The 21,806-nt window shown below is 62.9% G+C and carries 21 protein-coding genes; 18 read left to right on the forward strand and 3 right to left on the reverse strand.

Annotated elements, in window-relative coordinates; genetic code table 11:
• Nucleotides 1–16: 16 nt before the first annotated feature.
• Entirely contained in the window at nt 17–670 is a 654-nt protein-coding gene (locus ACVOLZ_RS02395; RefSeq protein WP_282267645.1) for a TetR/AcrR family transcriptional regulator, read from the reverse strand.
• A gap of 209 nt (nt 671–879) precedes the next feature.
• Here ACVOLZ_RS02395 and ndk point away from each other — a divergent pair, with 209 nt between their 5' ends.
• The 15 genes from ndk (at nt 880) to ACVOLZ_RS02470 (ending at nt 17,744) form a co-directional block, all read left to right on the forward strand.
• Nucleotides 880–1,305 carry a nucleoside-diphosphate kinase gene (gene ndk, locus ACVOLZ_RS02400; protein WP_057628193.1) on the forward strand — a complete coding sequence of 142 codons (426 nt, stop codon included), beginning with the start codon at nt 880–882 and terminating at the stop codon, nt 1,303–1,305.
• Between the two features lie 15 nt (nt 1,306–1,320).
• Nucleotides 1,321–2,526, forward strand: coding sequence for a dual-specificity RNA methyltransferase RlmN (gene rlmN, locus ACVOLZ_RS02405; RefSeq protein ID WP_346498585.1), 1,206 nt, complete (start codon nt 1,321–1,323; stop codon nt 2,524–2,526).
• A gap of 10 nt (nt 2,527–2,536) precedes the next feature.
• The gene (locus ACVOLZ_RS02410; protein WP_481514924.1) at nt 2,537–3,304 is read left to right on the forward strand and encodes a type IV pilus biogenesis/stability protein PilW; all 768 of its coding nucleotides are present in this window, start codon (nt 2,537–2,539) and stop codon (nt 3,302–3,304) included.
• 6 nt (nt 3,305–3,310) lie between these two features.
• On the forward strand, nt 3,311–4,150 hold the full coding sequence (locus tag ACVOLZ_RS02415; RefSeq protein ID WP_481514910.1) for a RodZ domain-containing protein: 840 nt from the start codon (nt 3,311–3,313) through the stop codon (nt 4,148–4,150).
• A gap of 55 nt (nt 4,151–4,205) precedes the next feature.
• The gene (locus ACVOLZ_RS02420) at nt 4,206–4,847 is read left to right on the forward strand and encodes a YfgM family protein (RefSeq protein ID WP_481514911.1); all 642 of its coding nucleotides are present in this window, start codon (nt 4,206–4,208) and stop codon (nt 4,845–4,847) included.
• Nucleotides 4,847–6,043 carry an outer membrane protein assembly factor BamB gene (bamB, locus tag ACVOLZ_RS02425; protein WP_481514912.1) on the forward strand — a complete coding sequence of 399 codons (1,197 nt, stop codon included), beginning with the start codon at nt 4,847–4,849 and terminating at the stop codon, nt 6,041–6,043. The genes ACVOLZ_RS02420 and bamB overlap by 1 nt, the downstream gene beginning before the upstream one ends.
• A gap of 12 nt (nt 6,044–6,055) precedes the next feature.
• Nucleotides 6,056–7,456 (forward strand): ribosome biogenesis GTPase Der, encoded by a 1,401-nt coding sequence (gene der, locus ACVOLZ_RS02430; RefSeq protein ID WP_481513684.1) that lies wholly within the window; start codon nt 6,056–6,058, stop codon nt 7,454–7,456.
• A 348-nt stretch (nt 7,457–7,804) separates the two neighbouring features.
• Nucleotides 7,805–8,962, forward strand: a complete 1,158-nt coding sequence (gene moeB / locus ACVOLZ_RS02435; protein ID WP_481514913.1) for a molybdopterin-synthase adenylyltransferase MoeB — start codon at nt 7,805–7,807, stop codon at nt 8,960–8,962.
• A gap of 80 nt (nt 8,963–9,042) precedes the next feature.
• Nucleotides 9,043–10,902: a monovalent cation:proton antiporter-2 (CPA2) family protein gene (locus ACVOLZ_RS02440; protein ID WP_481514914.1), complete on the forward strand. Its 1,860-nt coding sequence runs from the start codon at nt 9,043–9,045 to the stop codon at nt 10,900–10,902.
• 62 nt (nt 10,903–10,964) lie between these two features.
• Nucleotides 10,965–11,864, forward strand: a complete 900-nt coding sequence (gene folD / locus ACVOLZ_RS02445; protein WP_481514915.1) for a bifunctional methylenetetrahydrofolate dehydrogenase/methenyltetrahydrofolate cyclohydrolase FolD — start codon at nt 10,965–10,967, stop codon at nt 11,862–11,864.
• A gap of 320 nt (nt 11,865–12,184) precedes the next feature.
• Complete coding sequence (gene guaB / locus ACVOLZ_RS02450; protein WP_481513301.1) at nt 12,185–13,642, forward strand: IMP dehydrogenase; 1,458 nt, start codon at nt 12,185–12,187, stop codon at nt 13,640–13,642.
• 104 nt (nt 13,643–13,746) lie between these two features.
• Nucleotides 13,747–15,312, forward strand: coding sequence for a glutamine-hydrolyzing GMP synthase (gene guaA, locus ACVOLZ_RS02455; protein ID WP_481514916.1), 1,566 nt, complete (start codon nt 13,747–13,749; stop codon nt 15,310–15,312).
• A gap of 310 nt (nt 15,313–15,622) precedes the next feature.
• Nucleotides 15,623–16,879 carry a tyrosine-type recombinase/integrase gene (locus ACVOLZ_RS02460; protein WP_053505376.1) on the forward strand — a complete coding sequence of 419 codons (1,257 nt, stop codon included), beginning with the start codon at nt 15,623–15,625 and terminating at the stop codon, nt 16,877–16,879.
• Between the two features lie 60 nt (nt 16,880–16,939).
• The gene (locus ACVOLZ_RS02465; RefSeq protein WP_080376526.1) at nt 16,940–17,215 is read left to right on the forward strand and encodes a hypothetical protein; all 276 of its coding nucleotides are present in this window, start codon (nt 16,940–16,942) and stop codon (nt 17,213–17,215) included.
• Between the two features lie 4 nt (nt 17,216–17,219).
• Complete coding sequence (locus ACVOLZ_RS02470) at nt 17,220–17,744, forward strand: helix-turn-helix transcriptional regulator (protein ID WP_053505377.1); 525 nt, start codon at nt 17,220–17,222, stop codon at nt 17,742–17,744.
• 16 nt (nt 17,745–17,760) lie between these two features.
• Here the strand turns inward: ACVOLZ_RS02470 and ACVOLZ_RS02475 are convergent, their stop codons facing one another.
• A complete protein-coding gene (locus tag ACVOLZ_RS02475; RefSeq protein ID WP_053505378.1) occupies nt 17,761–18,138 on the reverse strand; it encodes a helix-turn-helix transcriptional regulator in 378 nt (125 codons plus the stop codon).
• A 415-nt stretch (nt 18,139–18,553) separates the two neighbouring features.
• Here ACVOLZ_RS02475 and radC point away from each other — a divergent pair, with 415 nt between their 5' ends.
• A complete protein-coding gene (gene radC / locus ACVOLZ_RS02480) occupies nt 18,554–19,063 on the forward strand; it encodes a RadC family protein (protein ID WP_053505379.1) in 510 nt (169 codons plus the stop codon).
• Between the two features lie 287 nt (nt 19,064–19,350).
• Complete coding sequence (locus ACVOLZ_RS02485; protein ID WP_053505380.1) at nt 19,351–19,701, forward strand: DUF2958 domain-containing protein; 351 nt, start codon at nt 19,351–19,353, stop codon at nt 19,699–19,701.
• 28 nt (nt 19,702–19,729) lie between these two features.
• Here the strand turns inward: ACVOLZ_RS02485 and ACVOLZ_RS02490 are convergent, their stop codons facing one another.
• Nucleotides 19,730–20,395, reverse strand: coding sequence for a DUF6988 family protein (locus tag ACVOLZ_RS02490; RefSeq protein ID WP_053505381.1), 666 nt, complete (start codon nt 20,393–20,395; stop codon nt 19,730–19,732).
• A 528-nt stretch (nt 20,396–20,923) separates the two neighbouring features.
• Between ACVOLZ_RS02490 and ACVOLZ_RS02495 the strand changes: the two genes are divergently transcribed.
• Nucleotides 20,924–21,748, forward strand: coding sequence for a DUF932 domain-containing protein (locus ACVOLZ_RS02495; protein WP_053505382.1), 825 nt, complete (start codon nt 20,924–20,926; stop codon nt 21,746–21,748).
• Nucleotides 21,749–21,806: the final 58 nt, after the last annotated feature.

Here is a 21,806-nt window from a genome sequence, read left to right on the forward strand (position 1 = left end):
TGCGATGACGGTTGGATCAGGGAACGACGGGGGAGGTCGGATTACGCACGCTGGCGCGGAACCCGGCTTCGGCGAAATGGATCAATTCCTGCGCGGCCTTGCTGCGGTGCTCGGCCTCGCTGATGTTGTGCGGGCGCTTGATCAGCCCGAAGTCGGCCATGGCGTAGGTCAGTGAGCCGGCGAGGAAATCCAGCCGCCAGTACAGCTCTTCCTTGCTCAGGCCCGGGATGCAGGCGTCGATGGCCTTGCCGAACTCGCGCAATACATGGCCGTAGTGATCGGACAGGAACTTGCGCAGGTTGTCGTTCTTCTCCGCATAGGCGCGGGCGATGACGCGGACAAAGGCACCGCCGCTCTGGCGGTCCTGGGCCAAGGCCAGGGCTGGCTCGACGAAGGCGGCCAATACCGCGCGCAGATCGCCGGGCTGACTGCTGCGTGCCAGCTGCAGCTGGCCGAGGCGGGCGGCGGTCATTTCGTCCATGCGGCGGCGGAACACTTCATTGACCAGGTTGTCCTTGGATCCGAAGTGGTAGTTGACCGCAGCAATGTTTACATCGGCGTGACTGGTTACCTGGCGCAATGAAGTGCCGGCAAAGCCGTACTGGGCAAACAGTTCCTCGGCCGCGCCGAGGATGCGGTCCTTGGTGGAGAAGCTGGCGGGTTTGCCCATGGCTGGCTCAATCAATCAAACGATTGTTTGGATCCTACGCCCGGCTGGTCGTTCAGGTCATGCTGCGTCGCAGCATCATTCATCTGCCGCTGTGCAAACGTCGGGGTCACCCGGTAGAATTGGCCACCGCAATTCAGGCTAAGCCCGCGTCCGCACGCGGGTTTTTTCATGTACCCTCGGGCCGACCGGCCCACTACCGGAGAATTCCCATGGCGCTCGAGCGCACTCTTTCCATCATCAAGCCCGACGCCGTTGCCAAGAACGTGATCGGCGAAATCTACGCCCGCTTCGAAAAGGCCGGCCTGAAGGTTGTGGCCGCCAAGTACAAGCAGCTGTCGCGCCGTGAAGCCGAAGGCTTCTACGCCGTGCACCGCGAGCGTCCGTTCTTCAACGCACTGGTCGAGTTCATGATCTCCGGCCCGGTGATGATCCAGGCCCTGGAAGGCGAGAACGCCGTCCTGGCCCACCGCGACCTGCTGGGCGCCACCAATCCGAAGGACGCAGCGCCGGGCACCATCCGCGCTGACTTCGCTGATTCGATCGACGCCAACGCCGCGCACGGTTCGGATTCGGTCGAGAACGCAGCCAATGAAGTCGCTTACTTCTTTGCTGCCACCGAAGTGGTTTCGCGTTAATTAGAGGTTGAAGTCGTGAACGAGGTCGTACAGACACCCGCCATCCAGCCGTTGCCGAAAACGGCAGCCAAAGCTGGCAAGCAGAACCTGCTCGACCTTGATCGCGCGGGCTTGGAGCATTTCTTCGTCGATATCCTCGGCGAGAAGAAGTTCCGTGCCCATCAGGTGATGAAGTGGATCCACCATCGCTACGTCACCGATTTCGATCAGATGACCGACCTCGGCAAGTCGCTGCGCGCCAAGCTGCAGCAGCATGCCGAGGTCGTCGTCCCGAACATCGTGTTCGACAAGCCGTCCACCGATGGCACCCACAAGTGGTTGCTGGCGATGGGCGTGGATGGCAAGAACGCCATCGAAACCGTCTACATCCCCGACAAGACCCGCGGCACGCTGTGCGTGTCCTCGCAGGTCGGCTGCGCGTTGAACTGCACCTTCTGTTCAACCGCCACCCAGGGTTTCAATCGCAACCTGAGCACCGCCGAGATCATCGGCCAGGTGTGGATTGCTGCGCGTCACCTGGGCAACGTGCCGCACCAGATGCGTCGTCTCACCAACGTGGTGATGATGGGCATGGGCGAGCCGTTGATGAATTTCGACAATGTCATCCGCGCGATGAGCATCATGCGCGATGACCTGGGCTACGGCCTGGCCAACAAGCGCGTGACCTTGTCCACCTCGGGTCTGGTGCCGCAGATCGATCGCCTCTCGGTCGAGAGCGATGTCTCGCTGGCAGTGTCGCTGCATGCGCCGAACGACGAGCTGCGCGAAACGCTGGTGCCGCTCAACAAGAAATACCCGATCGCCGAGTTGATGGCTTCCTGCGCACGTTACCTGCGCGGCAACAAGAAGCGCGACTCGGTGACCTTCGAATACACCCTCATGAAGGGTATCAACGACCAGCCCGAGCATGCCCGCCAGTTGGCGCGGTTGATGCGCCAGTTCGACAACGCCGTGCAGGCCAAGGATTCGGGCAAGGTCAATCTGATTCCGTTCAACCCGTTCCCGGGTACGCGCTATGAGCGTTCGGACGAAGAGCAGATCCGTGCCTTCCAGAAAATCCTTCTGGATTCGCAGGTGCTGACCATGGTGCGCCGTACCCGTGGCGATGACATCGACGCTGCCTGCGGCCAGCTCAAGGGTCAGGTCATGGACCGTACCCGTCGCCAGGCTGAGTTCAATCGTCTGCTGCAGGAACAGGAAGGCGGGGATGCGGTCGCCTGACCGTTGGTTGTTGCTGCTGGTTCTGGTCGCGCTCACTGCAGCGTGCGGGCGGGGCAATCTCAAAATTACCGGCGCCGAGTCGGTAGCGCCGGACTACAGCATCAAGCAGGACAAGAATGCGGGTAAACGGCTGCGGTATCAGGAGTACCTGAGGTTGTCCGGCGACCGTTTTGGCCGCGGCCAGCTGGACGAAGCGCTGCAGTTCGCGCGCTCAGCCCAGAAGCTGGAGTCCGGATTGCCTGACGCCTACACCATGCAGGCGGTGATCGAGGGGCATAAGGGCAACGCCGAGGCGGCAGGTACGCTGTACCGCAAGGCAGCCGAACTGGCCCCGCAGCAGGGCGATGTACTCAATAACTATGGTGCCTGGCTGTGTGGCAGTGGCCACCCCGCAGAGGCCCTTGTCTGGTTTGATCGCGCCTTGGCTGACCCGAACTACGCGGGGCGCGCTGATGCTTTGGCCAATGCTGGCGGTTGCGCTCTGGATGCCGGGCAGCTTGAGCGGGCCGAGGACAATCTCCGCCAGGCACTGGCGTTGGCACCGGATAATGCCTATGCGCTTGAGGCCATGACCCGCAATGAAGTGCTGCACGGTCGCTATTTTGAGGCCAGGGCCTTCTACCAGCGGCGTTTGGCGGCTGCGCCAGCCACGGTTTCCGTGTTACAACTTGCCATTCAGATTGAAGAGCGACTCGGCGACAGGACGGCTGCCGGTCGGTTCCAGCAGCGGTTGCGCGAAGAGTTTCCTTCGCCAGCAACCTCGAATCCCCAGGGCTGACGCATTGTGATCAATGATCCGGGTGTAAATGCTTTAGATGGTGTAGTGGGTTGTGGTGAGCAGCTGCGCAGGGCGCGAGAGGCTGCCGGGTTGTCGTTGGATCAGGTTGCCGCCCAGTTGCGCATGCCTCAGCAGGTAGTCGCCGCGCTGGAAGCTGAGCAATGGTCACGCCTGGGGGCATCGGTATTCGTGCGCGGTCAGCTGCGTAGTTACGCGCGCTTGCTGAAGGTCGATCTGGGGGGCTTGCTGGAACAGGCGCGGATCGCACCGGTCGAGCCGCCCAAGCTGGTTAGTCATACCCACACCCCGCGACTGCGGCGGGCGGCCGAGAGTCTCGGGCGCCGAGCGGTCTATGTGGTGATCACCGCAGTGCTGGCGGTGCCGGTCTGGTATGTGATCAGCGGCAATTCCAACAGCGCCCCGCCGAGTACGGCTTCGTTGGACGTGGTGCCATCACCGGCGCCAGCGGTTGCCGGGCAGTCGGTCGGGCCTGTTCAGGCCGCAGCTGCAGCGCCGGCGCCAGATACTGGTCCCTACATTGCCTCGATGGCTCCCATGGCGCGTCCGGTCGCTACCGCTCCGTCGGCATTGACCCTGAATTTCAAGGGTGACAGCTGGGTGGATATCACCGCTCCAGATGGCAAGACCGTCGAAAAAGCCCTGATACGCGCCGGTGAAAGCCGTAGCTTCGCAGCAGGTCAGGTGGGGCGCATGGTGCTGGGCAATGCGGCCGAGGTTGAGGTTCAGCAGGCGGCGGGTAACGTCGATCTGGCTCCGTACAAGCGCGGCAATGTGGCCCGCTTTACGGTATCCTCTGAAGGCTCCGTGGCGCCGGTTTCACACTGAAACCAGGCGTCTGACAAAACAACAAGGCTCCCCGCCAGGGTGAGCGAGAGTACGCATGGCGATTGACGACCTGCTCGACGAGCACGAACAAAGCGAACGTGTCCGCACGTGGCTGCGCAAGAATGGCGCCGGAATTCTCGGCGGAGTAGTTCTCGGCATTGGCGCTATTGCCGGTTGGCAGTGGTGGCAGAAAGAGCAGGTCGGCAAACTTGCCGAGGCCAACGTCCGTTACGAAGCCGTCTCTCGCAGCCTGCAGTCCAAGAATCTGGATGAGGCGGCCAAAGAGGTTGCGGCGCTGGGCGGTGGCAAGGCCAGCATCTACGCCGATCTGGCATCGCTGGAACTGGCCAAGGCCCAGGTCGAAGCGGGCAAGTATGATGACGCGATCAAGACCTTGCGTGCGCTCAAGACCGAGGGTGAGTTCAAGGCCTTGATCGACCAGCGCATTGCACGCCTGCTGATTGAAACCGGCAAGCCGCAGGACGCAGTCGCCCTGTTGGGCAAGGCTGACGACAGCGCGGGTCTGGAAATCCGTGCTGATGCTTTGATGGCGCAGAACAAGCGTGATGAAGCGCGCGAGCTGTACACCCAAGCGCTGGCCAAGCTGGACGTGGCTGCACCGCAGCGCCGCTTGCTGGAAACCAAATTGATGGACGCCGGCGGTACTGTGGCTGATCCTGCAGCGGAGAAGAATTGATGAAGTTCAAGCAAGTTGCAGGCATTGCCTTGATGGCAGTTGCATTGACCGGCTGTTCCACCGTCAAGGGTTGGTTTGCAGGCAAGGACGCGGCGGCCAAGAAGGCGCTGGAGCCGGCTGAGCTGACCAAGTTCGAGCCGACTGCAAAGGTCAACAAGATCTGGTCGGCAAACGTTGGCAAGGGCGAGGGTCGTATCGGCCTGCGTCAGGCGCCGGTGGTTGCCGATGGCCGCGTGTACGCGGCGGCGGTGCAGGGCGGCGTGCATGCGCTGGACCTGCAGACTGGCAAGGAAGTCTGGGAATACAGCCCGGCCAAGGAAAAGAAGAAGCCCAAGCTGCGTCTTTCTGGTGGTCCGGGCGTTGGCGATGGTCTGGTGGTGATCGGTACGCTGGACGGTCAGGTAATTGCGCTGGACGCGGCCAATGGCAGCGAAAAGTGGAAGTCCAAGGTGACCGGCGAAGTGATTGCCGCGCCGGCCGTGGCCCAGGGCCTGGTGTTCGTGCGCAGCAACGATGGCCGCACCACCGCACTGGATGCCGCCACTGGCGAGCAGCGTTGGTTCAATTCGCAGGAACTGCCGTCCTTGACCGTGCGTGGCAACGCGCCGGTCGTGGCTGGTCCGGGTGTATTGTTCATCGGTAACGACGACGGCACCGTCGCCGCGTTGGCAATGCAGGATGGCCGCCCGTTGTGGGAGCAGATGGTGGGTACGCCGGAAGGCCGTACCGAGCTGGAACGCATGGCTGACATCGATGGCGCGCCGGTTTTGGAAGGCAACACGCTGTTTGTAACCAGCTTCAAGAACGAAACCATGGCCATTGAAGGCCCGACTGGTCGTCCGATGTGGTCGCGTGACCACGGCGGTGGCGGTGGTGTTGCGGTGTCCTCGGGCAATGTCGTGGTCACCGATGGCAAGGGTGTGGTGTACGGGCTGGATAAGACCTCCGGCTCGGCAATGTGGTCACAGCAGGCGCTGGCGCGCCGCTCGCTGACCGGTGCCGCCATCCACGGCGACTATGCCGTGGTGGGGGACTACAAGGGATATCTGCATTGGCTGCGGTTGAGCGATGGCGAATTGGCAGCGCGTGAGAAGAGCGGTGGTGATGCTCTGCTGGCGCAGCCGGTCGTCGCTGACGGCATCCTGCTGGTGCAGAACGTTGATGGAAAGCTGACCGCATTCCGGTTGGCCCAATAAGGAGTCATAGCGATGCTGCCTTTGGTCGCCCTGGTTGGACGACCGAACGTCGGTAAGTCCACCATTTTCAATCTGTTGACCCGTACGCGCGATGCGCTGGTGCATGACCAGCCGGGTGTTACCCGCGATCGCAATTACGGTGTTTGCCGTCTAGATGAGGACAATCCCTTCCTGATCGTCGATACCGGTGGTATCGCCGGTGAAGAGGAAGGGCTGGCTGGCGCCACTGCGCGCCAAGCCCGTGCCGCCGCCGGTGAGGCGGATCTGATCGTATTTGTTGTTGACGCGCGTGATGGCACGTCGGCCCTGGATGACGAGATCCTGTCTTGGCTGCGCAAACTTGCGCGGCCCACCCTGCTGTTGATCAACAAGATCGACGGTACGGACGAACATGCCGTTCGTTCGGAGTTTTCCCGTTATGGCTTCAGCGAGATGCTGACTGTCTCTGCCGCGCATCGGCAGGGCATCGATGATCTGGTTGAAGAGGTTGTCGGCCGCCTGCCGGAAGAAGGCACCGCCGAGACCCTGGACAACGATCCGAACCGTATCCGCATTGCCTTCGTTGGCCGCCCCAACGTGGGCAAGTCGACGCTGGTGAACCGCATCCTCGGTGAGGAACGGATGATCGCCTCGGAAGTGCCCGGCACCACCCGCGATTCGATCGCGGTGGATCTGGAGCGCGACGACCAACTGTACCGTTTGATCGACACCGCTGGTCTGCGTCGCAAATCACGCGTGGACGAAGTGGTCGAGAAGTTCAGCGTGGTCAAGACGCTGCGCTCGATCGAGCAGTGCCAGGTGGCGGTGCTGATGCTGGACGCCCATGAAGGCGTGACCGATCAGGACGCCAGCGTGCTGGGTGCGGTGCTGGATGCCGGTCGCGCCTTGGTCATTGCGATCAACAAGTGGGACGGCTTGAGCGAGTACGACAAGCAGCAGGCTGAAACCCTGTTGTCGCTGAAGCTGGGCTTCGTGCCGTGGGCCGAGAACGTGCGGATTTCCGCGCTGCATGGCTCGGGCCTGCGCGAGTTGTTCAAGGCGATTCACCGGGCGCATGCCTCGGCGACGCACGAGTTCAGCACGTCCGAGGTCAACAAGGCGCTGGAAGTGGCGTACGAGACCAATCCGCCGCCGAGTATCCGTGGTCATGTCTCCAAGCTGCGTTATGTGCATCCGGGCGGCAGCAATCCGCCGACCTTCATCGTGCACGGTACGCGCCTGAAGGAACTGCCGGATTCGTATAAGCGTTACCTGGAAAACTTCTTCCGCAAGCGCTTCAAGCTGGTGGGTACGCCGGTGACCTTCCTGTTCCGTGAGGGTGCAAACCCGTACGAGGGCAAGAAGAACGTGTTGACGGACCGCCAGGTCAAGGCCAAGCGGCGCCTGATGAAGCACGTCAAGGGCAGGAAGTGATTCAGGCCTGGGACGCGGTTCAAGCGTACTGAGTGATATAGACGAAAGCGGCCGAAAGGCCGCTTTTGTTTTTGCTTGGTTTTTTTTGACTTTGGCCGTGGGTTCTTAGCCTGGGGTTGCGCTATTTGCCCGGCATGGCCGAAAAATGATTTCGTCATTCCCGCGCAGGCGGGAATCGCTCTTGCTCTTGCCTTTGAATTGGCGTGGAGGCATTGGGATGGCCAAAGCCATGCCCAAGCCCAAGCCAGAGCCAGAGCCAGAGCCAGAGCGATTCCCGCCTGCGCGGGAATGACGAGCACTAGAAGCCCAAAGCCCAAAGCCCAAAGCCGTTCCTCCCTTGGCTCCCGTTTGGCCGATAATCCAAATATGAGCATCCGCGAACTGACCCCGGAACAGGCCCGTGCCCGCCACGCAGATGGCGCATTGCTGGTCGACGTGCGTGAGGCGCACGAGCGTGCAGGCGGCATGGCTGAAGGTGCACTCGGCATTGCAAAGGCAGAACTACTCGCCAGCCCCGCGCAGCACCTGCCGACCCCCGAGCGCGAAATCCTGCTGATCTGCCAGAGCGGCAAGCGCTCAGCCGACGCCGCGCTGGCGCTGCAGGACCTCGGCTACACCAATCTGTCTTCGGTAAGTGGCGGCACAGTTGCCTGGCGGACAGCGGGTTTGCCCTTGGTCCAGCCCATGCTGGATGCAGGAGAGCGCGACTTCTACGATCGCTATTCGCGTCACCTGCTATTGCCCCAAGTGGGTGAGGCTGGCCAGCGCCGCTTGCAGCAATCCAGAGTGCTGGTGCTCGGTGCCGGTGGGCTTGGTGCCCCGGCAGCGTTCTATCTGGCTGCGGCTGGAGTGGGCAGGCTGCGTATCGTCGATGACGACGTGGTTGAGCGCAGCAACCTGCAGCGGCAGATCATTCATACCGAAGCGGCCTTGGGCACAGCCAAGGTGGACTCGGCACGGCAGCGCTTGCTGGCCTTGAATCCGCATATCGACGTCGAGGCGATCACCGAGCGAGTCACCTCGGCCAATATCGATGTCCTGCTGCAGGACGTGGACGTGGTGCTGGATGGCTCCGACAATTTCCCGCTGCGCTACCTGCTCAACGATGCCTGCATCAAGCACGCCAAGCCCTTGGTCTACGCCGCTATCGAGCGCTTCGATGGGCAGGTCAGTGTGTTCGATGCGGGGCGCCAGCGTGGTGTGGCACCGTGCTATCGCTGCCTTTTTCCGGAGCCGCCGCCACCTGAATTCGCTCCCAACTGTTCCGAGGCTGGCGTGCTGGGTGTGCTGCCCGGGTTGGCCGGGGTGATGCAGGCGACCGAGGTGTTGAAGCTGTTGCTGGATATCGGCGAGCCATTGATCGGGCGGTTGCTGCGTTTCGATGCCCTGCAGATGCGCTTCCGCGAGACCCGCGTGCATGCCGATCCGGCCTGCCCGTTGTGTGCGCCCGGCGTGCCATTCCCCGGATATATCGATTACGCAGCGTTCTGTTCGCATTCGCCATGAGTTGAAAAGCCGCAGGCGCTGACCGGTTCTGCACGTTTTTTGCTTTATCGTGCGCCTAGGCGATTACAAGGTGGTGCGGCATGGCAGCGGAATCCTCGCAGGAATTGGTAAAGGTCGTTGCCCTGTTGGGCGCTGCGGTGGTGGCCGTGCCCTTGTTCAGGCGGCTCGGGTTGGGTTCGGTACTGGGCTATTTCGTCGCCGGCTTGGCCATCGGCCCGTTTGGGTTCGGATGGTTCTCCGATCCGCAGGCCATCCTGCATGTGGCCGAGCTGGGCGTGGTGATGTTCCTGTTCGTGATCGGCCTGGAAATGCGGCCGTCGCACCTATGGAGCCTGCGCGGCGAAATCTTTGGCCTGGGCACGGCGCAGATTGTTACCTGTGCCGTAGTCCTTACCGGCGTCGCAATCCTGTTTGGCTACCGCCCGCAGATTGCGTTCATTGCCGCCGCTGGTTTCGTGCTGACTTCGACCGCAGTGGTGATGCAGCTGCTGGGTGAGCGCGGTGACCTGACCCTGCCGTCCGGGCAGAAGATTGTTTCCATTCTGCTGTTCGAGGACCTGTTGATTGTGCCGCTGTTGGCCGTGGTGGCGTGGATGGCGCCAGCGCAGATCGGTGCGCACGAAGGTTCGCGTTGGACGAGTATCGCCATCGGTGCGGGCGCCATCGTTGGCCTGGTGCTGGTCGGGCGTTACCTGCTCAATCCTTTGTTCCGCATCCTCGCTGCCGCCAAGGCGCGAGAGGTGATGACGGCGGCGGCATTGCTGGTGGTGTTGGGCGCGGCCTTGCTGATGCAGCTGGGTGGCTTGTCGATGGCGATGGGCGCGTTCCTGGCCGGCGTTCTACTGTCCGAATCCACGTTCCGCCATCAGATTGAAGCTGACATCGAGCCGTTCCGCGGCATCCTGCTTGGCCTGTTCTTCCTCAGTGTTGGCATGGCGCTGGATCTTTCGGTGGTGGCGGCCAACTGGAAAGTGATCGCGCTGCTGGTGCCGGCAATGATGCTGGCCAAGGCAATCTGCATCTACGGCGTGGCGCGGGTGATGGGCAGTGATCATCGCCAGGCTTTGGACCGCGGCGTGCTGATGGCGCAGGGTGGCGAGTTCGCCTTCGTGTTGTTTGCCGCCGCTGCGACCACTGGGGTGATCGATGCAAAGGTCAACGCCAACCTCACCGCTGTCGTGGTGCTGTCGATGGCGCTGACGCCGCTGTGCATGCTGGTTTACCGGCTGCTGGTGAAGGAAGGGCAGGTCTCCGCTGACGATGTGGATGCGGCTGACGGGCTCACCGGCAGCGTGTTGGTGATCGGCTTCGGGCGCTTCGGTCAGGTCTCCAGCCAGTCGCTGCTGGCGCGGGATGTGGATGTGACCATCATCGACAACGATATCGACATGATTCGCAGCGCCACCCGGTTTGGCTTCAAGATCTATTACGGAGATGGCACGCGATTGGATGTGCTGCGCGCTTCCGGTGCCGAAACTGCACGCGCGATTGCCGTCTGCGTTGATGATCGCGCCGCCGCTGATCGCATTGTCGAACTGGTGCGGCATGAGTTCCCGCTGGCCAAGCTGCTGGTGCGTTCGTTTGATCGCGAGCATTCGCTATCGCTGATACATGCCGGTGTGGATTTCCAGATCCGCGAGACCTTCGAGTCGGCGGTGGAATTCGGCCGTGCGGCACTGATGCAGCTGGGCGTGGATGAAGACGAGGCCGATGTGGTCGCGCGCGAAATCCGCCGGCGCGATGCTGAGCGCTTCGAGCTGGAAATGGCTGGTGGCGGGCTGCAGGCCGACACCGGCTTGATGTATAGCAATACGCCTGGAGCACCAACGCCGACGCCGTTCACCACGCCGCGGCGTGAAGCGCGTCCGCTCAATCCTGACGCCATTGCCGGGGCAGGGGAGCCGGCCGGCGCCGATTCAGGCGGGGCGGCGGCGCCATGACAAGGTGTGGCGTTGGCCGGAATCAGGGACAATAGCCACCCCCGTGTTCATCGCCATACCCCATGACTGTCCTCGCCGACGCCTCCACCCAGACCTCCCGCATCCTTGATGGCCGCCGTATCGCCGAGGAACTGCTCGACGATTTGAAGGTGCGCGTCGACGCCCGCTTGGCCGCTGGCGGTACCCGCCCCGGTCTGGCGGTGGTGTTGGTGGGTGGCGACCCGGCGTCATCGGTGTATGTGCGCAACAAGCGCCGTGCGGCCGAAAAGGTAGGCATCGAGGCGTTTGATTACGATTTGCCGGAAGGCACCAGCGAGGCGCAGTTGCTGGATCTGATCGACCAGCTCAACGCTGATCCGAAGATCCACGGCATTCTGATCCAGCTGCCGCTGCCGGGCATCCCCGATGCCAATCGCCTGATCCAGCGCATCGACCCGCGCAAAGATGTGGACGGCTTCCACCCGCAGAACGTCGGTCATCTGGTGCTGCGCGAGTTTGGCCTGCGTCCGTGCACGCCGCGTGGCATCACCACGCTGCTTGGCCATACCGACCAGCCTGTACGCGGGCGCAATGCCACCATCGTTGGCGTCAGTAACCACGTCGGCCGGCCGATGGGCTTGGAATTGCTGATCGCCGGTTGCACGGTGACCAGCTGCCACAAGTTCACCCCGAAGGACGTGCTGGAACAGGCTGTGCGCAACGCCGACATCCTGGTCGTCGCGGTGGGTATTCCGCAGCTGATCCCGGGTGAATGGGTGAAGCCGGGCGCAGTGGTGATTGACGTCGGCATCAACCGCCTGGACGACGGCCGTCTTGTCGGCGATGTCGGCTTTGAAGCGGCTGCGCAGCGGGCCAGCTGGATCACCCCGGTGCCGGGTGGCGTTGGCCCGATGACGGTAGCCACGCTGATGCAGAACACGATCGAAGCGGCCGAGGCCAGCGCCGAAGGTTTGAAGTTCTGAAGATCCGTAGTGCCGAGTCATGCTCGGCAGAGGCTTCCCCGGTACAGCATCAATGTAGTGCCGAGCCCGGCGGGGCGAAGGAAATAAAAATATAAGCAAAAAACCGCCCCGCGCGGCCGCCCACTAACCCCCCCCCCCACGCCCCCCACACCACCACCCCCCCCCCCCCCGCCCCCCCCCCCCCCCCCCCCCACTACATGACACCGGCCAATCCCTGAACACCTCCCCGCCAGCGCGACACTGCGTCGCACTTGCCCCCTGACATCGGCGGGCAAATAAGGGTAAAATGTCGCGCTTCCCCACATCTACCGGGCACGCCGATGCTGCGCATCCAGGCTGAAGCACTAACGTACGATGACGTTTCTCTCGTCCCCGCTCACTCCATCGTTCTGCCTAAGGACGTTGACCTCGGCACGCGGCTGACGCGCGACCTGCGGTTGAAGTTGCCGATTGTCTCGGCCGCCATGGATACCGTCACTGAAGCTCGCCTGGCCATCGCCATGGCCCAGATCGGTGGCATCGGCATCCTGCACAAGAACCTGACCGTCGAGCAGCAAGCTGCCGAAGTGGCCAAGGTCAAGAAGTTCGAATCCGGCGTCATCCGCGACCCGATCACCGTTGGTCCGGAAACCACGATCCGTGACGTGCTGGCCCTGACCCAGGCGCACAACATCTCCGGCGTGCCGGTGGTGGGCAACGACGGCCAGCTGGCCGGCATCGTCACCCACCGTGACATGCGCTTTGAAACCGAGCTGGACGATCCGGTCCGCCACATCATGACCAAGAAGGATCGCCTGATCACGGTCAAGGAAGGCGCGGCCTCGGACGAAGTGCTGTCGCTGCTGCACAAGAACCGCATCGAAAAAGTCCTGGTGGTCAACGATGCGTTCGAACTGCGCGGCCTGATCACGGTCAAGGACATCCAGAAGAAGAGCGACAATCCGAACGCTGCCAAGGACGCTGCAACGCGCCTGCTGGTTGGCGCTGCGGTCGGCGTTGGTGGTGACACTGATCGCCGCGTCGAAGCGCTGGTCGCTGCCGGCGTGGACGTGCTGGTGGTGGACACCGCGCACGGCCATTCGCAGGGCGTGTTGGACCGCGTGCGCTGGGTGAAGAAGAACTTCCCGAACGTGCAGGTAATCGGTGGCAATATCTGCACCGGCGACGCCGCACTGGCATTGCTGGATTGCGGCGCCGATGCAGTCAAGGTTGGTATCGGTCCGGGCTCGATCTGCACCACGCGCGTTGTCGCTGGTGTCGGTGTGCCGCAGATCACCGCGATCGACCTGGTTGCAGAAGCGCTGCAGGATCGCATTCCGCTGATCGCCGACGGTGGTATCCGTTACTCCGGTGACATCGGCAAGGCGCTGGCCGCTGGTGCTTCGACGGTGATGATCGGTGGCCTGCTGGCTGGTACCGAAGAATCGCCGGGCGAAACCGAACTGTTCCAGGGCCGCTCCTACAAGAGCTACCGTGGCATGGGTTCGCTGGCTGCGATGGAAAAGGGTTCCAAGGACCGTTACTTCCAGGACGCCGCCACTGCCGACAAGCTGGTGCCGGAAGGCATCGAAGGCCGTGTGCCGTATCGCGGCCCGGTCGGCGGCATCATCCATCAGCTCATCGGTGGCCTGCGCGCGACCATGGGTTATGTGGGCTGCGCCACCATCGAAGAAATGCGCACCAAGCCGAACTTCGTCAAGATCAGTGGTGCCGGCCAGCGTGAGAGCCACGTCCATGACGTGCAGATCACCAAAGAGCCGCCGAACTACCGCGCTTGATGCGGTAAGCAGAAGAGGAACGTGGACCTGGTCCCGTTCCTCTTTCTCTATCCGCCATTCGTTTTGCATCGACCCCCGTTTTCATTGATCACTTGCCGGGCTTTATGACCAACATCCATAACGACAAGATCCTCATCCTCGATTTCGGCGCACAGTACACGCAGCTGATCGCGCGTCGCATCCGCGAGTTCGGTGTGTACTGCGAAGTCTGGGCCTGGGACCACGATCCGGCCGAGATCGCCAGCTTTGGTGCCAAGGGCATCATCCTGTCCGGCGGCCCGGAAACCACCACGCTGCCAGGCGCGCCGGCTGCACCGCAGGAAGTGTTCGACAGCGGCCTGCCGCTGCTGGGCATCTGCTACGGCTTGCAGACCATGGCCAAGCAGTTGGGCGGTGGCACTGAAGCCGCCGATCAGCGTGAGTTCGGCCACGCCGAAGTGAAGCTGCTGGGCAACGACGCGCTGCTGGGCGGCCTGTCCGACCACAACGGTGAGCCGCGTCTGGACGTGTGGATGAGCCACGGCGACCACGTCACCCACGTGCCGCCGGGCTTTGCCATCACTGCCGTTACCGATCGCATTCCGGTGGCCGCGATGGCCAACGAAGACAAGCGCTGGTACGGCGTGCAGTTCCACCCGGAAGTGACCCACACCAAGCAGGGCTCTGCACTGCTGAAGCGTTTCGTCACCGACATCTGCGGTTGCGACACGCTGTGGACCGCGGCCAACATCATCGACGACCAGATCGCCCGCGTGCGCGAGCAGGTTGGCAGCGATGAAGTGATCCTGGGCCTGTCCGGCGGCGTTGATTCCTCGGTGGTTGCAGCACTGCTGCACAAAGCCATCGGCGAGCAGCTGACCTGCGTGTTCGTCGACACCGGCCTGCTGCGCTTCCAGGAAGGCGACCAGGTCATGAAGATGATGGCCGACAACATGGGCGTCAAGGTCGTGCGCGTGAACGCCGCCGACCGCTACTTCAAGGCACTGGAAGGCGTCAGCGACCCAGAAGCCAAGCGCAAGGTCATCGGCAACCTGTTCGTCGAGATCTTCGATGAAGAGTCGAACAAGCTCAGCAACGCCAAGTGGCTGGCACAGGGCACGATCTATCCGGACGTGATCGAGTCGGCCGGTAGCAAGACCGGCAAGGCACACGTCATCAAGAGCCACCACAACGTGGGCGGCCTGCCGGAAGACATGAAGCTCAAGCTGGTCGAGCCGCTGCGCGAACTGTTCAAGGACGAAGTGCGCCGCCTCGGCGTCGAACTCGGCCTCCCGCGTGCGATGGTCTATCGCCATCCGTTCCCGGGCCCGGGCCTGGGTGTGCGCATCCTCGGTGAAGTGAAGCGCGAGTACGCCGAACTGCTGGGCAAGGCCGACGCGATCTTCATCGAAGAACTGCGTGCCGCCGATCTGTACGACAAGGCCAGTCAGGCCTTCGCCGTGTTCCTGCCGGTCAAGTCGGTGGGCGTGGTTGGCGATGCACGTGCCTATGAGTGGGTGATCGCACTGCGTGCGGTTGAGACCATCGACTTCATGACCGCGCATTGGGCGCACCTGCCGTACGACTTCCTCGGCCGCGTGTCTAACCGCATCATCAACGAGTTGCGTGGCGTCTCGCGCGTGGTCTACGACATCTCCGGCAAGCCGCCGGCGACGATCGAGTGGGAGTGAATTGACGTCCTTCGAGGACTATCGCCAGCTATCGAAAAACTGACGTAACGTGTTGATTTAGAAGAAAATACGTCGCACCAGCTATCGGTAGCTATCGCCGGCCAGCAGAAAAAGTTGACGGTAGAGCTGACGGTAAAAATCGAGGCCGGATTAAGACACTCTCGTTCACTATTCAGACTTTTACCGTCTTTGACGGTAAAAGCCTTCTCGGGAAAGCTTGTTTTATGGGGCTTTCCGGGCATCAGCAGGTCTCCAAGTCCCTGACGGTAAAACCTGACGGTAAATCCGTCACATGCCGGAGGAAACCTCGATGCTGACCGACGCTGCACTACGCAATTTCAAACCTAAGTCCAAGATTTATAAGGCTTCTGACCGAGACGGGATGTACGTGACGGTATCGCCTGGCGGAACGATCACGTTCCGCTACGACTACCGGCTCCACGGCCGCCGCGAGACGCTGACCCTCGGACGCTATGGCCCTGGTGGCATCTCGCTGGCAATGGCGCGCGAACTGCTGCTGGACGCGCGCAAAGCCGTTCTCAAGGGTGTCTCGCCCGCGCTGGAGAAGCAGCGTGAGAAACGCCGGGTGGTCGCCATCAAGACCTTCGGCGCGGCGATGGAGACGTGGCTGGCCAACGCAAGGCTGGCCGACAGCACCCGCGCCATGCGCAAGCACATCATCGACCGGGACATCCTGCCGGTCTTCCAGAATCGCCTGCTGACCGAAATCCAGGCCGAAGACCTGCGGGCCTTGTGCAACAAGGTCAAGGATCGTGGGGCGCCGGCCACGGCGGTACAGATTCGGGACATCGTGAAGCAGGTCTACATCTACGCCATCGCCCACGGTGAGAAGGTGGACAACCCCGCCGACAGCGTGGGCGCGGCCTCGATCGCCACCTTTGTGCCGAAAGATCGCGCCTTGTCGCCGCTGGAGATTCGGCTGTTCATGCAGCAGATGGAATCGGTGGCGACCTATCCGACCATCAAGCTGGCGCTGCGCTTGATCCTGCTGACGCTGGTACGCAAGAGCGAACTGATCCACGCCACCTGGGATGAGGTCGATTTCGAGAGCAAGACCTGGACGATTCCTAAGCAGCGGATGAAGGGGCGCAACCCGCACGTGGTCTATCTATCGCGCCAGACGCTCGACATCTTCGTGACGTTGCACGCCTGCGCGGCGGGATCAAGGTTCGTTTTTCCGTCTCGCTATGACGCAGAACGGTGCATGTCCAACGCTACTTTGAATCGCGTCACAGGGCTAGTAGTGGAGGCGGCAAAGACCAAGGGGCTGCCGCTGAAACCCTTCACCGTCCATGACCTGCGCCGGACCGGCTCGACACTGTTGAACGAAATCGGCTTCAACCGCGACTGGATCGAGAAGTGCCTGGCGCACGAGGACGGGCGTTCCTCGCGCTCGGTTTACAACAAGGCCGAGTACGCCGAGCAGCGGCGCCACATGCTGCAAGAGTGGGCCAACCTAGTCGATGCCTGGGGCGGTGGGCAGACCTACGTGCCGAAGCTGTTACCGGCGAACGTGGTGGTGCCGGCGTTGAGCGCGATAGCCTGAAACAGTGGCTTGGTTGTCACTTGACAACCAAGCCAATCATCCCCATACTGGAGATCATTGATGGCTCGTTCCCCTCATCCGAAGAAAGATGTCGAGGAAGCTCTCAGGCACGCCGAAGGGCAGGGCTGGCGCGTCGAAGTCGGCGGCAGCCACGCTTGGGGGCGGATGTATTGCCCTTACAACGATGAAGAATGTCGCTGCGGCGAGTTCTGCATCACCAGTGTATGGAGCACGCCGAAAAATCCCGGCAACCACGCGCGCTCCTTGCGGCGCGTCGTGGACAACTGCACCACGCACCGGCCGCAGCGCGACGCTGATGATGGTGCCAAGGAGTAGCGCGATGGAATACACCTTCACTCTGAAATATCAGCTCACGGATGCTGACCGCGACCCGGATGCACTGGTGGAGCGCCTGGGCGAAGCCGGCTGCGACGATGCCTTGGTCGGCATCGGGCAGCCGGGTCGGTTGGCGCTGGAGTTCACCCGCGAGGCAGCGGATGCGGACGAGGCCGTGCGTAGCGCGCTGGCCGATGTGCGCTGCGCCGCGCCGACCGCGCGATTGATCGAAGTAGCGCCGGATCTGGTGGGTCTGACTGACGTGGCCGACATTGTTGGCGTGTCGCGGCAGAACATGCGCAAGCTGATGCTGGCGCATCCGGGCAGCTTTCCGGCGCCGGTGCATGAGGGCAGCGCGTCGATCTGGCATTTGGCGGACGTATTGGCGTGGTTGCAGGCCAAGGGCAGCTACTCGCTGGCCAAAGACGTGTTTGAGGTGGCACGGGTGGCCTTGCAGGTCAACGTGGCGAAGGAGGGGCGGCGATTGCCGCGCTCGACATCCAAGGCACTGGAGGCTTTGATTGGATGAGCGCCGCTGCTTGGCCTTATGCCTCGCTCGAACCCGCCCGGACAGGGCGGGCTTTTCGTAGGTAGACATCCGGTTTCGACACGCCGGCGCGCGGAGCCTGCTTTCGTTCTTCGACCCAGGCTTCCACTTCTGCCAAGTCCCATACGACGCAGCGTGGCGTCAGGTTGAAGCGACGTGGGAACTCACCGCGACGCTCCATTTCGTAGATCGTCGTTTCGGCGAGGGGAACGATCTGCCGCAGTTCCTGCCGGCGAATGGTGCGACGGAAGGGAAGGACACTGCGCTTTGGAAATTGCGGCAAAGCCTCGTAGGCATCCGTGCCTGGCAAGGGGAGGCCGACATCGGTGCCGGCAGTATTGGGGGCTTGCGATAGCTGTTCCACCTCGGACTCCATGGTTCTGCTGCATGGAGACATGGTGAAGTTCAATACCTATCGGGACAACTTGCTGCGGCGTAGTGGAGCGGGTTCGATGTGGTATTTGGATGTTGCGTCCCGGCGTACCGCCGTCGGGTTCGCGGGCTGCGCCCCGCGCTTCGTGCCGAATCGCGGCCATCCGGCTTTGATCCCTGACGCCTTCGGCCCTGTTGGGCCTGCGCGCTGCGCTTGCTCAACGGCGGGTGTGTGCAGTGGGCGGGGTGTGGGCGGTCTTGCTGTTCCCTTCACCATATCACGGCGTTCTCGCCGTCAAGGGCGGCGCGCGCTTGTGCGCGCTTGCGTCCTGGCGGCCGTCTGCGACCCCTGACTGCTTGCGCTGCGCCGTGCTGGCGACGGTTCCGGGCAATTCCGCCCGAGCAACCGGAGCACGATCATGTCGCAACTGTCCTTTTCCTCGTTCGATGCCTCGCTGATGGTGCGTGATGCACAGGGCCGCTATCTGCTGGCGACGACTGACCAGATTCTGGAGGCCGCGCGCCAGGCTATCGAGCACAAGATGCAGCGCGGTGCGTCATTCAGTTCGCCGGTGGCGGTCAAGGAGTACCTGCGCGCCAAGCTGGCTGGGTTCGAGCACGAGGTGTTCGCCGTGCTGTTCCTCGATACGCACCATTGCTTGATCGAGTATGCCGAGATGTTTCGAGGCACCATCGACAGCGCATCGGTGTATCCGCGCGAAGTGGTCAAGCAGGCGCTGCGGCTCAATGCGGCGGCGGTCATCGTTTCGCACAACCACCCGAGCGGGAATCCTGAGCCGAGCGCGGCCGACAGGGCACTGACCCAGCGGCTCAAGGAGGCGCTGGCACTGGTGGACGTTCGCATTCTGGATCACGTCATCGTCGCGGGCGGCAACACCGCGTCATTCGCCGAACGCGGCCTGATCTGACCAAGGGGGCTTCGGCCCCCTTTTTTGCTGCGTCCGGTGGCGCAACTCCGGCCCGCGCCGGCCTGCGCGGGCCTGCGCGCTTCGCTTGCCGAGAACCGGGGAACGTGAAGGTGCAAGGGAGGCGGTCTTGCTGTTCCCTTCATCGTGCCACGGCGTGCTCGCCGTCAAGGGCTGCGCGCCGATGGCGCTGGCGTCCTGGCGGCCGTCGTTGACCCCTGACTGCTTGCGCTGCGCCGTGCCCTGGAAGGGGTGGGCAATTCCGCCCGGCAACCTTTCAGGAGTTCACCATGAACTGCGCATTCATCACCGACGAGCAGCGCATCGTGCTGCTGGCCAATGGCCGCGAATCCTTGCTGAACCCGGACTTCGATCCGGCCCCCGTGGTCAAGCTGTTCACGCCGGATGCCGGCGCGACCTGGCTGCTGACCGAGATTGATCCCGATGACCACGACCACGCCTTTGGTCTTTGTGACCTGGGCCTGGGGATGCCGGAAATCGGCTGGGTCAGCCTGGGCGAACTGGCGACCGTGCGCGGCGGGCTGGGCCTGCCAATCGAACGCGACCTGTCTTTCCGGGCCGAAAAGCGGTTGAGCGCCTATGCGCGCGATGCGCGCCTGGCCGGGCGAATCGTTCAATGATTGCGCGGGGCGTCGCAAGATGCCCCGTTCAAGGTCTCAGCAGATCCGGCAGGCAGTCGGCGAATGCCGGCTGGATCTTGCTCACGGGCTTGGCCACGGTTTCATCGCCGGTGAGGACAGCCATCGTCATGCCGGTCATGGTCGTCAGACCGTTCGAGCTGCGCAGTACTTGCAGCGCAAGATCGACCGGGAAGCCGTCGGCACTACGCCGCAGCGGATGAATGCCGCCATGCACGAATGAGTTCATGCCGTGCCAGGTCACATCCTTGAAGTGCAACAGCATCTGGTGCGCGGCTGCCGGCGCGCCTTGTCCGACTCGCTTGCCGATCTGCTCAATCATTTCGCTGGCGCCAGGCAAGTTCTTGGCTGCCCGTTCGCTCTGCTGCGTCAGTGGCGCCAGCAACTTATCGATCGCTGCGTCGCTAGCTGCGTAGAGCAGCCACATTGCCCGTGTCAGGGCCTCGAACTGCAGGCGCATGAGGCCGACGGCAGACGTGGGCAGTCGCAGCGACATCAATGCTCGCATTGCCGCCGCATGTTCCATAGCGACCAAGCACATGCCGAGGGTTGATTCGCCGCGGGGCGATCCATCGAAATCGGCATCGCCCAGCAGTTCATCCAGCCGCTCGTGCAAGGTATTGGAACGGTGGAGCATGTGCTCCAACGGGTCGTTGTTGATGATGGTTTCCTCCATAGAGGGATGGTAGGACAGTCGTGCGTCCCCGGCCAAGCAGACATGGCCGGTCGCGCTGTCGTGCTTCGCATCGAGCCGCCTGCGGCGTCTCGCCCCTGATGGGCTTCCATCGTTCCCTCGCTCCGCTCGGCTGACGCCTCCGGCCCGGATTCCTAGATCCGGGCCTGCGCGCTTCGCTTGCCGTGCGGTCGGCGTGTTGAGGGGCCGTTGCCATGTCCAGCCGTCTCCCCTGACTTCATCACCTTCACCGCGACTGTAGCCCGCGCCCGTGTGCCGTCAAGGCGCGCAGGGCCGTGTCCTCGGCTGCGCCTGCGGGCCGCACCAACCCTGCGCTTGCCTCCTTGACGGCACCCGTTCGCGCGCTCCTGACCGTCGCGGGCGATGAACTCAGGAAAGACGGTGGCAACAGGGCCAACCGGGTTCCTCGTGCCGACCGCACCGAACAGCCGAAAGGCTGGGCTTCCGAATCTAGGAATCCGGTGTGCGGTGTGAACAGCAAACCCTTTTTTCTTTGTCAGGAGAAATGCCATGCAACTCGCATCCCGCTTCGCTTCCCGTTCCCCGGTGCTGCGTTCGGAACGCCCCTTGTCCGATGACCAAATCCGGGCCGTGGCCCCGTCCATCTTCGCGGACGCCCCGCACGAAAGCCGCTCCGAGCGGTACAGCTACATCCCCACCGCGACCGTGCTGCAAGAACTGCGCGGGGAAGGCTTCGAGCCGTTCATGGTGACGCAAACCCGCGTGCGTCACGACGACCGCCGCGACTACACCAAGCACATGATCCGGCTGCGCCACGCCAGCCAGATCAACGGCCGCGAGGCCAACGAAATCATCCTGCTGAACTCCCATGACGGCACCAGCAGCTACCAGATGCTGGCCGGGATGTTCCGCTTCGTTTGCAGCAATGGCCTTGTCTGCGGCGACACCGTGGCCGACGTGCGCGTTCCCCACAAGGGCGACGTAGCCGGGCACGTCATCGAAGGCGCTTACGAAGTCCTGCACGGCTTCGACCGGGCGCAGGAATCCCGCGATGCCATGCGCGCCATCACGCTGGACGCCGGGGAATCGGAAGTGTTCGCCCGCGCTGCGCTGGCGTTGAAGTACGACGAGGACAAGCCCGCGCCCATCACGGAATCGCAAATCCTAGTGCCGCGCCGCCATGACGACGACCGCCGCGACCTGTGGAGCGTGTTCAACCGCACGCAGGAGAACTTGACCAAAGGCGGCCTGTCCGCCCGCGCCGCGAATGGCCGCCGCCAGACCACCCGGCCCGTGCAGGGCATCGACCAAAGCGTGCGCCTCAATCGCGCCCTGTGGCTGCTGGCCGATGGTCTGCGTCAGTTGAAAGCCTGAATCCCCACGCGGCAGGGGCAGGCAGCAGCCCTTGCCGCTTCTCTCGCTGCTGCATCCC

The sequence above is a fragment of the Stenotrophomonas sp. STEN020 genome, assembly GCF_056760195.1.